At 44.3% G+C, this 12,305-nt stretch carries 5 protein-coding genes and 3 tRNA genes; 3 read left to right on the top strand and 5 right to left on the bottom strand.

The window, feature by feature from the left end; all coding sequences use genetic code 11:
• The first annotated feature begins 178 nt into the window (after window positions 1-178).
• From IEY67_RS06495 to IEY67_RS06485, 3 genes are all read left to right on the top strand, one after another.
• Window positions 179-253: transfer RNA gene (locus IEY67_RS06495), tRNA-Val, on the top strand.
• Window positions 254-280: 27 nt separating this feature from the next.
• Window positions 281-355: transfer RNA gene (locus IEY67_RS06490), tRNA-Val, on the top strand.
• 28 nt (window positions 356-383) lie between these two features.
• A tRNA-Val gene (locus tag IEY67_RS06485) sits at window positions 384-458 on the top strand.
• Window positions 459-538: 80 nt separating this feature from the next.
• Here IEY67_RS06485 and IEY67_RS06480 read toward each other — a convergent pair.
• From IEY67_RS06480 to IEY67_RS06460, 5 genes are all read right to left on the bottom strand, one after another.
• Entirely contained in the window at window positions 539-2,401 is a 1,863-nt protein-coding gene (locus IEY67_RS06480) for an FAD-dependent oxidoreductase (RefSeq protein WP_183668816.1), read from the bottom strand.
• A gap of 6 nt (window positions 2,402-2,407) precedes the next feature.
• Entirely contained in the window at window positions 2,408-5,410 is a 3,003-nt protein-coding gene (locus IEY67_RS06475; protein ID WP_183668814.1) for an FAD-dependent oxidoreductase, read from the bottom strand.
• Between the two features lie 67 nt (window positions 5,411-5,477).
• The gene (locus IEY67_RS06470) at window positions 5,478-6,869 is read right to left on the bottom strand and encodes an FAD-dependent oxidoreductase (protein WP_183668812.1); all 1,392 of its coding nucleotides are present in this window, start codon (window positions 6,867-6,869) and stop codon (window positions 5,478-5,480) included.
• A 137-nt stretch (window positions 6,870-7,006) separates the two neighbouring features.
• On the bottom strand, window positions 7,007-8,845 hold the full coding sequence (locus IEY67_RS06465) for a RagB/SusD family nutrient uptake outer membrane protein (protein WP_183668810.1): 1,839 nt from the start codon (window positions 8,843-8,845) through the stop codon (window positions 7,007-7,009).
• 15 nt (window positions 8,846-8,860) lie between these two features.
• Window positions 8,861-12,205 carry a TonB-dependent receptor gene (locus IEY67_RS06460; RefSeq protein ID WP_183669108.1) on the bottom strand — a complete coding sequence of 1,115 codons (3,345 nt, stop codon included), beginning with the start codon at window positions 12,203-12,205 and terminating at the stop codon, window positions 8,861-8,863.
• Window positions 12,206-12,305: the final 100 nt, after the last annotated feature.

Raw genomic sequence — 12,305 nt, 5'->3', positions numbered from 1 at the left:
AATACTTATATACATTAATAATATAGAGATGCAAAGTTACTACATTTCTTCAGATTAAATGGTAGTAATGAATTTTTTTTCAACTTTTTCATAGAAACATTTGGAGGTAATAAAAAAAGCCGTATCTTTGCAGCGCTTTAGAGAGATAAGGCGTACAAAACTTACTGAAGTAATGAAAGGGCGTTTAGCTCAGCTGGTTCAGAGCATCTGCCTTACAAGCAGAGGGTCGGCGGTTCGAATCCGTCAACGCCCACCTTTCATATCCAATTGATTTCAACTTGGGCGTTTAGCTCAGCTGGTTCAGAGCATCTGCCTTACAAGCAGAGGGTCGGCGGTTCGAATCCGTCAACGCCCACTCTTTTATACCAATTTGATTTCAATTCGGGCGTTTAGCTCAGCTGGTTCAGAGCATCTGCCTTACAAGCAGAGGGTCGGCGGTTCGAATCCGTCAACGCCCACTAAAAGAGAAGTCCGTTAGTCGAATGATTAACGGACTTTTTTTATATCCATAGATGGTTTTGACACACTTCCTTTTAGATTATTTTATTTTCCGATAAATCATATCCAAAGCCGCTAATCTTGTCGTCTTCCCGGCTTCTATGCCCGGCAGGTCCGTTCCGCTCAGTTTTTTCCAGGCGGCCAGAGTCGCTGCATCCACCGGCTCCTGCAAACGTGCAGTCCATTCGGGGAGGTAACCTCGCAGTCCCAAATACTGCACCATGCGAAAGTGAGGACTCGTGTAATCCACATCCTTGAAATACATAAGCGTCACTTTCTGGTCGATTAGCTTGTCCTGCAGGCGGGAGAGGTCGATGTTCTGCACCTTTACCTTTCCGTCGATCGAAAGGGCTGAAGCGATACCGGCGGCCTGTCCCATCGCCATCCAGCAGGGCTCCATGCGCAGGGTGGAAAATCCGATATGCGAACCCAAAACCGGGACGGGCAACAGAAGGTTGTCCACCTCTTTCGGGACCATCACGCCATAGGGGACTGTATATACTGCCGACGGATAGCTCAAGAAGCCGTCCAGATGCGCCCTTCCTTTTTCTCTTTTCCGCACCGCATGCGAATCCAGCGCATAATGGCTGGCCGTTATGCTGCTTTCGTGGATGGGTGGGCGGCTACCGATCGTTACCGGAATGGCATCGTTGGCGGTAAAGAAATATGCGCCTTCAAAACGACGGCCCTCACGAACGTAGACCTGGCGTGGGAAATGCCCGTTGTCCACATATTCGTCTTTCGAAAGGCCCCATTCTTTTGCCGCTTTGCGGAAGTGGGTGGGCAGTTCGGGATCGTTTTGGACGAACCAGAAAAGACCTTCGGTATATTCACGCAGACGTTGGGCGAACTTGTCGCGCCATTCCCACGAAGAAGTGGGCCAGGGCCAGTTCTCCTCAGGCAGGTCGGTGGAAACGAACACGCCGTGCTGGTTATTGGCGTCCGTCTTCATATTCGGGACATGGACGATATTGGTAATCTTGGCGATCCCCCATTTGTCACCCGGAAGTTTGGAGGGGTTGCCGGCCTTGATATGCTTCCGGTTCTCTTCCATCATTTCGGATGTCACGCGTTGCATGGCGACATCCGTGTTGCGTCCGGTCCAGACATCTTCCACGATGGAGGCATAATCTTCGCGATTGTAACGGGCCGGCTTGGTGAAGGGCACGCGATTCTCCGGATTGTTGGTCAGACAGAGGCGGTAATTGTAGGACTGCACGGCATTGTCTTTCTTGAACGTGCTGCCATCCCCTTCCGGACCGCCCCAATATTTGTAGACGCGTCCGGCTCCAGGTTCGCCGAACTCGTCTTTCCCTTCGCGCCCTACGCGGAAAGGAACGCTGGCAGCGGCTCCGAGGTCACCTTCGTAGGTGGCATCCAGGAATACCGAACCGGTATATTCCTCCATCTCTCCGGTTTCCCGGTTCAGGATGCGGATCTTTTCGATGCGGTTATTGCGCATGACTATGTTTTCATCTTCGGCATCGAACTGACGCATGATCAGGACCGTGATCTTGTCCTTCTGTCCGTCGAGCATCTTCTGGAAGATGCGTGCTCCGACGTAGGGTTCGAAATGATAACCGTCGCTGCATACTTTCACCTGCTCGGAAGCAGGACCGTAGGTGTCGATATAGTGTTGCTTCACTGCGTCCACAAACTCACGGAACAGGCCGGTCGTTGCGGCACGGGTAGCGATGTCGGTTGCTCCGAGTCCGTTGGCGGGAAGTCCGCCGACATAGCGGGTACGTTCGAGTATCACTGATTTTTTCCCCATCCGGGCGGCAGAGATAGCTGCCATGATCCCTCCGGGATTACCCCCGACGATCACCAGGTCGTAGGACGACTGGCCAAAAGCGGTCGCACAGGCTAAAAGGAGGGAGAATACAAGTGTTTTCTTTCTCATAAATTGCTATTTACTGTTTAATATTTCTTGTGCGTAACGTGCATAGTGGCCTTGCAGGCCGTTGGCATACCGGCGGAGTACTTCTTCCCCGATACCGTCCTGGTCGCCGCATAGGTAAAGGGCTCTTGCCAAATGCAATTCCTTCAACGCGAGGTTACGGGTAGATGTGTCGTTGAGATCGGGAACGGCTTTGCTGCGCGCTTCGGTGTAGGAAAGGATCGAATGCCCCCGTACACCCGGTGTCGTCAGCATGGTTGCCAGTTGGGGAACCGCTTCTCGGCTGCCTATTGCTTCCGTGGCCATAGCGATGGCACGGAAATGAGAAAGATAGTCTTCCGGTTCCAACTTCTTTGCCTTTTCCAGTACGGTGGGAAGGACGGATGTTTCGCGAGAGTATCCCAACGCGGTGATAAGGGCGTCCAAGCGGCTGAGACACATCCCGAATTGTCCCATCCCGGTGTAGTGCCAGCCCTCGTCCCAGTCTTTATATTGGCGGATAGCTTCAGCCAGTACCGAAGCGTGTTTCCCTTGTCCTAAGATACAGAGGATGCTGGCAAGGATCACTCTCTCTTCCGGCATAGTGGCTCCGGCGATTTGTTTGCCGGCGAGCTGTATGCAACGTTCGGGATCGGTCAACAATATTTCGAGCCCTTTATAATTATCCGTCACACTGGCGATAGCCTTCTTCATCTCGGAATTACTGAACCCTTTAAACTCCTTATCCGTCAGCACCCGTTGCGGCAAATTCCCGATCTCGACCAGGTGACGCTGCACCTTTTTGATATCTATCTTGCGCGGAGATTTATTTTCTTTGACACATAGGGCGGAAAGGTAGCCGACTGCATATCCCTGGTTTTGCAGGCAGGGCTGCATACGGATCACCGGCATGGCATCCCGGTGCGCACTTGCTCCCAGGCCGGTTGTCAGAATCCCTTCCAATCCCTTAGGCAGAAGACTGCGCAGCGGAACATCTGCGTCGTAGATCATATGCCGTTTTTCCGGTGGGTTCAGGATGAAGAGCGGGTCTATGATCATGCCATGTGTATCGAACGAGCTTTTGTGATAAGAAATCGTGTCGGGATAGCGGCGATGGTTTATCACGTCGTATACCGATATGATGTAGTCTCCGATCACCCGCCGACGTTCGCGTGTTTGAGGGATTTTGACCAGATCGTATTGTCCTTGCAGTTTTGTCTTGGCTTGGACGAAAGCGCGTGAGACATCCAGGATATCTGTGTCGTCAACGAATAACCAATCGTTATTGTTGTAATAGTCACCCGGTGCCCATTTGCCGGTTCCCGCACCTTGTACGGCGATTGTTTTTTTACCTGTATAATCGAATGATGCACCGGCGGCAATAGCTATGTCTGCACTTCCTGTGCTGTCTATCAATATTTTGGATAGGATGACACCTCGCCCGAAGGGGGTGGCGACTACGACTCCTTTTACCTGGTTTCCTTCTGTCAAAGCCCCGCATCCCATCACACCGAACCAGAGTTTGCCTCCTGCCTGTAGCAGTTCTTTACGATGCCATTCCATCTTCCAGTCGGCGGGGAAGCGGCCTTCCCCTTTGGGTTGTCTTGGGTGGTCTTTGGGTGCCATTGCCAGGACACTCTTGTCTATATGAGCGGTATATCCGCCCCGGAACCCGTCCCAATAGACTCCGATCATACCCAGTGTGCTTAATCCTCCAAGCCCGTGCAAGTATTCCAATACCAATGTATTGGCTCCCTGTTTGGCTGCGGATATTCCTGCGGAAGCACCTGCTGTGCCACCTCCCATCACAATAACGTCGTAGCTGCCTAAAATCGGGAGTGCGCCTGACGGAGAGTCGACGAATCCCTTTTGCAGAGACGGACGGAGCGGGGAAAGCAGTTCGCCCGTTTGTCCGTAGTTCGAAGCATTTACTTTGAGTTGACGGACAGTGACCTGAGCCGGTACGGGTATATCCTTTATCTGTCCGGCAACCATTTCTCCCATCATCTCTCCTATGAATAAAGCTGGAACGGGACGCATCACTTGGGTTGCCAGTTCTCTTGGTATTTCGGCACAGGGACCGAGTACCCACAGGTTTGCTATATTTTTTGATTTAAACGCTTGCATTGGTAACTTGCGCAAGGAAACCGGATTCCCGTTATATGCTTTCTCGCTGTCAATCGTTTGTTTCGGAATATACCAGAGCAGATCCGAGCTATCGACCTGCTCGATATCCCATGTCCGGCTGCGGATGATCTGTTCGACCTCGGCCAGTGATGCATACGAGTCGTCTTTGAGCGGTAAACGGAATGTATAGCGGGTGACCGGATAGCTTTTCTCGCCAACCTTAATGGGCTGGGATAATCCTTCGGCCAGGATAATTTCCGGTGCTTCTTTTTTGGTATTTCCTACTACGGTATAGCAGAATTCCTGCGTACCTGCGGTAAAAGGTTTACGTTCCGCTCCTAATAGTCCTGCAACGGAAGCATTGTGTGTCGCATCGATAATCGCTTTACAACGGATGGCCTGTCTGCCCGAACGGTTCGCGATCACGACTCCCGCAGGTTTTCCGGACGGGTCCGTCAGTACATTCGTTACATAACTGCTGTAAAGGAACTGGACATTGTTGTCGATCAATTCGTCTTCCAATGTTTTCTTTATATGCAGCGGGGTCGGGAAATTTTTCCCCGGAAAGAGCTTGCGTGCAAGTGCCGTCTGCAATTTTTCTTCTGCTTCCCGTTCGTAGAGATGTGAGCCGCATATGTCTTCACCCAAATAAGGCATGTAACCAACTAAATAAACCCGGCTACCCGTTTTCGCTGCGGCAGCAGCCGCGGCAATTGCCCGCGAACTTCCGCCCGCGACCACAAGGTCTACCTCTGCAATCACCGGAATCTTACGCGCCCCTTCATGGCAGAATCCTTCGTCGGGAACGGCTGATTGTATTGTTGACTTTGCTTCTACAATTTGTCCGACAGAAGCTAAAGCTCCACTTGCTGCTGCTATTTTAAAAAAATCTCTACGTGTAATCATGGTTTTATTATTTAAGAATTAAAATGGAAGAATTGCATAAAAGAGATGAAGACGAATGAATCGTTTCTTAAATTAATTGCCCTACTTCTTGTAAACGTTTTCTTAATCGCTGAATATCTACATTATGAACATCTGGTGATTGCGACTTGCAAATTTGTCCTGCTGCAATTCCGGCGGCTTCACCTGTTACTAATGAAGGCGGCATCACACGCAGGCTGCCGTGTGCGTATGAATCTGTTGAAATGCATCGACCTGCTACCATAACGTTTTTAAGACCGATCGGAGTCAAGCAGCGGAATGGAATTCCATGTGATTCACCTTTTTTGTAACGAGGGTAGTGATTCGCATTTTCTTTATGTACATCGATATAGTAACAATTCCTACCGATTCCATCTTCAAATTCACGACGAGCCAGCCAATCATCTACGGTGAATGTATAATCGCATTTGATTCGGCGACTTTCTCTGATTCCCATTAAGTTGGCTGTACTTGCTAAAAATGAAGCAGCGAAAGGTTTAGGAGCAAACTCTACTAATCCTTCATGCAGTTGACGGACTAATTTTCGTCCTTTTATCATAGCATCACTCAGAGAGCGTGGATCAGTACTGTCGACTGTTACGTGACCGGCATTGAATCCTAAAAATCCCGGTCCAATGATCTTGTCGTTCATGTGTTTATCCTTTACCAATGGATATTTCGGATTCCCAAAAATTGAATGGATCGGACTTTTCTTGTTTGTGCTGAGGACATTGTTACCGATCAAAGAAAATTCATATGGGTCAATATTCCCGACTGTAAAACATAGCGTTCCTTCTTGTACAGCACCAGCTTTATCTCCCATTACAAAATCAGCACCAGCTCGTGCTGCCAGATCTCCATCTCCTGTACAATCGATAAAAACGTTTGCTTTATACGCTGATAAACCGGATTTATTAGCCACAAAGATCGCATCGACGACTCCTTTTCGTTTCATTTCAACGGCGGCCATACTGGAGAAGAACAGAACTGTAACACCAGCAGAAGTTACTAAATCATCATACACTATTTTCAGATATTCTCCGTTGATGGGAACCCAATCGTTGTAACGGATATGAGGTACCCCTTTTTTTGATTCGGTAAAAACTTTTTCTGCGATACCTTTATAGATTATTTGTTTGCCATCAGTAAAGGGACACCAAGCATTTAACAATCCAGAAGTTCCCATACCGCCGAGGGCTCCAGTTCCCTCTATCAATAACGTTTTAGCACCTTCGCGTGCAGCAGCTGTGGCAGCAGCACATCCAGAAGGACCACCTCCGACAACAATGACCTCATATTCATTGGAACAGGGAATTTTAAGTTTACCGAATGAATAATGTTCTTTCGGTGTTTCCATTGCTTTTGCAGTGACGGAAGCTCCAAAAGTAACAGAGGCTAATCCTAAAGAGCTTAGATTATGGATAAAATTTCTTCTTTTCATGAGTGATGAATATATGATAGTGTTTTACTGTGTGCAGAATAAAATTAAAAATTAAATACCTCGGCTATAATCTGAACAATATCTTTTGTAAAGATTGCTATTATAGCCAAGGTATAAAAATAGTTCGAATGTATTGATTAATAACCCTCGTTCTGTGTTAATTTGTCATTAACTAAAATATCGTTGGCAGGGATAGGCCATAGATAATTTTTTTTCGGATCAAATGACATTTTATAGAATGTAGTGATATATCCAGCTGTTTCCATAGGAGAGAGGTCGGGTAGACCGTCTTTGTCAATTACAGGTATACCGCCGATTGGATAATTACCTTTATCCCAATTTTTTAGTAAAACCATGAAATCAGCAGACAACTCAATATTCGACTCGCTGCCAGTCAAACCATTCCAATTGGCAGAGTTGGACCAAGCACGTGAAAGATAGTACATTGGTTTGTTATGTGATTTTTCGGCGATACGCCAACGGAGCAAATCACGATAACGAATTCCTTCGAATGCAAATTCTGAACGACGTTCCATACAAATGATTTTTCGTAAGGCTTCTTGTGATGCAACTTTAACACGGGGATAAGTAATTCCACTACCCCGATAGGCACGTTCACGTATTAAATTGATAGTCTTATCCAAATCTTCTTGTGTACATTCACCTAATTCATTTTTAGCTTCGATATAGGTCATTAATACTTCTGCATAGCGTAAGTAAGGATAACAGTTATCCGAGACTCTACCGTAATTTTTAAAATCTTTCCAATTGTCTTTTACAAATTTACGCAGGAGTAATCCATTGTATGCTGAATGTTGGTTGGATGCCTTCGAATCTGTGCTGATTACCATCTGTCCAGATGAGACTTCGTATACTTTATTTGCATAAGGATTAGGGTTGTATTCATAACCTAACGTAATGTAGTCTGGATATTTTTCTTTAAATGTTCCGTCTACTTTTGATTGCTCATATTCAACATAATCAGCAGAATATTTAGTTTTAAATGGTTGAATAGTCATCGCTAGACGTGGGTCACGATTTGCAAAAGGATCTTTTGAATTATAGAGTGGGGATTTATCTATAGGTAGACCATCTATGCATGTATAGGAACAGAATAGTTCCAGAGACGGACTTCTGCTTGTAGTGCCACCTATTTTACGGATAACATAGCTACCAACATCACCAAAAAAGCCATATCCTTTTTTTAAAGTTAAATCTCCTTTAAAATAGAACATAAGTTCAGGGGAACTGTTTGCTTTAAAAAGTTCACTGTAATTGTCATGTAGTTGATAAACTTCTAAATTCATACATTCTTCAGCTGCCTGAATAGCTGTTTTCCAATCTTCATGAAAAAGTGCAAAGCGAGCTTTAAAACCGAGGGCAGCTCCTTTGGTTGGCCTTTGTTGCCCCGTATAAGATGTTGGCAAATATTCAACGGCTTTATCTAAACATTCAAAAGCATAGGCTAACACTTCACTTTTAGGTGAGCGAACAGCTTTATATGCTTCTTCTAATGTCATGCCTTTATTTAAAACGCAATCTCCATAATAAGTAGCTAATGCACAATAAGCAAATCCAGTCATGAAGTATGCTTCTCCTTTGTATTGATTGATTTTCTCTTCCGTCAATCCGTTTGCAGTTCCATCATCTAATGCTTGGATTATTTTTAAAGCACGTACAATCGATTTGTAATGAGATGTCCAACGAGTAGAGGATGTTCCCCATTGGGATGTTACTGTTCCTAATGTGATTTCGTTAGAGCCATCACGATTTAGAATGTCATCGTCCCATTCCATTCCATCGATAGGAAAGAAATCAGGTCGCCATAAGTCATTGAGTGCCATTTCTATTTCGGTTTCATCGTGATACCAATTTTCACTAGCTCCCTCTGATAATGGATTTAGATCGAGGTCGGCACAAGAGGCCATATTTAGTGCTATTATTCCGGTAAATATATATTTACTTATTCTATTCATAATAAGATTCTTTATTTAAAATGAGACATTCAAACCAAAAATATAAGAAGATAAGAGCAAATCACCGCTACGATTCCATTCTGGATCATATCCTTCGGGATATTTAGAGAAAGCAGGTAAATCGTTTGCGCTGAAATAGACTCGCAATTTATTGACAAAGAACTTCTTTGTGATTTCAGACGGAAGTGTGTACCCTAATGTAATGTTTTTGATACGCATATAAGCTCCGTTGAAAAGATAAAAGTCGCTTTTGGCATAAATATTAGCACTATTGGTTGTTAACTTTGGATATTTCGCATTAGCGTTTTCTGCGTCTGTAGCTGTTGGGTTCCAATGGCTTTCGATTAGATTCAGCGGGCAGGCGTATGCTTGGTAATTGAATGGTGTACCAGGCCATGACCAATAAGATAATTGATGCCCGATACCTTGGAATGATAAATTGAAATCAATTCCTTTCCATTCAGCCCAAAGAGAGCCGCCGTATTGCATTTCTGGCAGAGAGTTACCTAAACGTACACGGTCGTTAGATGCAGTAATTTTACCATCACCATCAATGTCTTGGTAACGAATATTACCGGCTTTATCATTGTTGGTCAGAACGGGAATCTTATTACCATTTTCGTCTAACATGGCTGCTTCGTTTAAGATAATTCCCATACTTTTGTAACCATACCATTCATTATAGTAGGAACCTTCTTCAATAATCTTGTTATCGTCGATTTTCTGTCTATCTGCCATGTATCCCATTTTTGAACGATAATCGGATAGGTTGAAACTTACGCCGTAACGGAAGTCGTTAATTTGGTCACTCCATGATAGTTCAAGATCCCAACCTCGTGTGTTCATGTCGGCTGCATTGTTTTGTGGTGCATTATAACCGAAATAGGAAGGAAATCCTACTTCCATTAACATATCTGTTGTCTTTTTGTAATAGTAATCAATTGAACCACGTAGTCTGTTGTTCAACAAAGTTATATCTGCACCAATACCATAAGTAGTAGTAGTTTCCCATGTCAGGTTTTTGAATGCGTAATCTGTCTGGTACGCTGTCTGTACAACATCGGAAACTCCAGTAGAAGCATTAGGTATAAAACCTGTACCGAATGTCAATTTGGCTTGATATGGGAATTCTGAACCAATACGTTCATTTCCTAATTGTCCGATAGAACCACGTAGTTTTAGTAAATCGATAACACTCTTATTAAACCAGGGCTCTTCAGAGATGACCCATCCAGCGCTGACAGATGGGAACGTACCCCAACGATGACCATCAGCAAAACGGGAGGAGCCATCGGAACGGATATTAGCTTGTAGTATATAGCGATCCGCCCATGAGTACATGATACGACCGAAGAACGAACGATAGGCATTATGTCCAGCTTTTCCACTATTAAATTGATAATCTTCAGGACCTAAATTCAAATAAGGGAAATTTACCAAACTATAGTTAGTACGTGAAGCACCTTCTTCTTCCCATTTGTAAGAATAATCTTCGTAACCGGCCATTAGTCCGATAGAATGGCGTTTTAATTGTAGTTTATAGTTTGCGTAAAACTGCTTTGTTAAACTATGATTATCGTTACGACTTTCGCTAAGACTGGTTGAAGAATAAAAGGTTCCGGGAATCGGATCACCAGTAATCCGGTAGACCTCATACCTTTTTTTATGATCTTTTCCCTTATAGAAAGAGTATTGAGGGGCAACGATTGCTGTTAGAGTCAGTCCTTCTATAGGAGTAAGATCTAATTGCAATTTTCCACCAACCCGATAGTTTTGCTTTTTCATTGATCCACTTAATTCACGCTGAGCAATAGGGTTATCACCATCTTTACCATCGGCAAAGCGTCCGTCTGACCAGTAAGCATTATAGATTGGTGCACGCTCCATCAGTTCACCGATACTAGCATGTGGTTCAGTTGCATTAGAATAAAGCAGGTTCAAGTCTACATTTGCATGGATCCAGCTATTGATTGTATAGTCATTATTAGTTCGGATGTTAAAACGTTCATAGTTTTTTGTATTAATAAGAGCTTCTGAATCATAATAGTTAAAGCTGAAGTTCGTTTTCAACTTATCGGTACCACCACTAAGTGAGAGAGAATGACGTTGGTGATGTGTGCTACTTTTTAGACCTAAATCCATAAAATCTGTGTCTGCATAGCGATCAGGATCCTCGGCGCGCAGTTGTGCATAGTTGTTGATTACATCTTCCGAATACAATGAATGAGGAGAAGAAGCTCCATCATTGAATGCTAATTCGTTAAGTCCTTTCATCCATTGTACTGCATTGGCAAATTTAGGTTTGGTTGTTGGTGTATTGATGCCATATTCTCCATTATATGAAAGATGGAATTCCTTATTTTTGGCACGTTTGGTTGTAACCAAAATAACACCGGCAGCTGCACGTGAACCATAAATAGCTGCTGAAGCAGCGTCTTTCAATACTTGGATGTCTTTTACATCTTCAGGAGCGATATCTGTAAGAGTTCCTGGTACACCGTCCACGATTACCAATGGATCATTAGTTGACATGGTCGTAATACCGCGCACACGGATGGTTGCTCCGGCTGATGGGTCACCGCTGGAACGTGTGATCTGTACACCGGCCATTTGTCCTTGTAGCTGGCTGGAAAGTTGGGGTGTACTTTTCATTCTAAGTTTATCACCACCTAAAGAAGATGTTGAACCGGTCAAGTCAATCTTGCGCGCTGTACCGTAGCCAATTACAACAATTTCGTCCAATGCTTCAGAGTCTTCGTTAAGTATGATCTCATATGAACTGCGTGTGTCTATTTTTATATCTGTTGATTTATATCCAATATACGATATAGATAGTGTGGCATTTGATGCCACACTGATCTTGAAGGTACCTTCAAGATCAGTGATAGATCCATTAGTAGTACCTTTCTCCACCACATTAGCTCCGATAATTGGTTCGCCATTACTGTCAATAACTTTACCTGTAATGCGTTTGGTTTGTTGTTGGATAGCATAGTTTTTGCGGATAATGTTGATGTTACGATCATTGATCTTATAAGTCAAATCTGTTTTGGCCAAAGCCAGTGTTAAAACATCGTCGATTGAACGACTTTTTACTTGGACGCTAACCTGTACGTTTTTAACTTCTTCATCCACATAAAAGAAAAGAAATTCGCTTTGCTTTTCTATTTGGGTGAATAGATCCGTAAGGGATATTTGCTCTGCTTTGAGTGATATAGTTGCAGACTGGGAATAAGACGATTCCACAGCTACGGTTTGAAACAGAGCCACGAATAGTAAGATGATCGTGATTCTCATAATTATAAAAAGTTTTTTTAAACCTTTGGGTAAGAAAGACTTGTAATACGAAACATTTTCCATATTTTTGTACTGATTTAAAGATTGATAATTCGCTTCATCCACAATGTTTGGTCGCGGAGCGGACGAAGCGGAAAATTAAATTTAATGATTTTAAACCGGT

This window comes from Parabacteroides faecis, from assembly GCF_014647375.1.
Lineage (GTDB): Bacteria > Bacteroidota > Bacteroidia > Bacteroidales > Tannerellaceae > Parabacteroides > Parabacteroides faecis.
The sequence above is the reverse complement of the archived record's forward strand: the minus strand, read 5'-3'. Positions and strand labels throughout refer to the sequence as shown.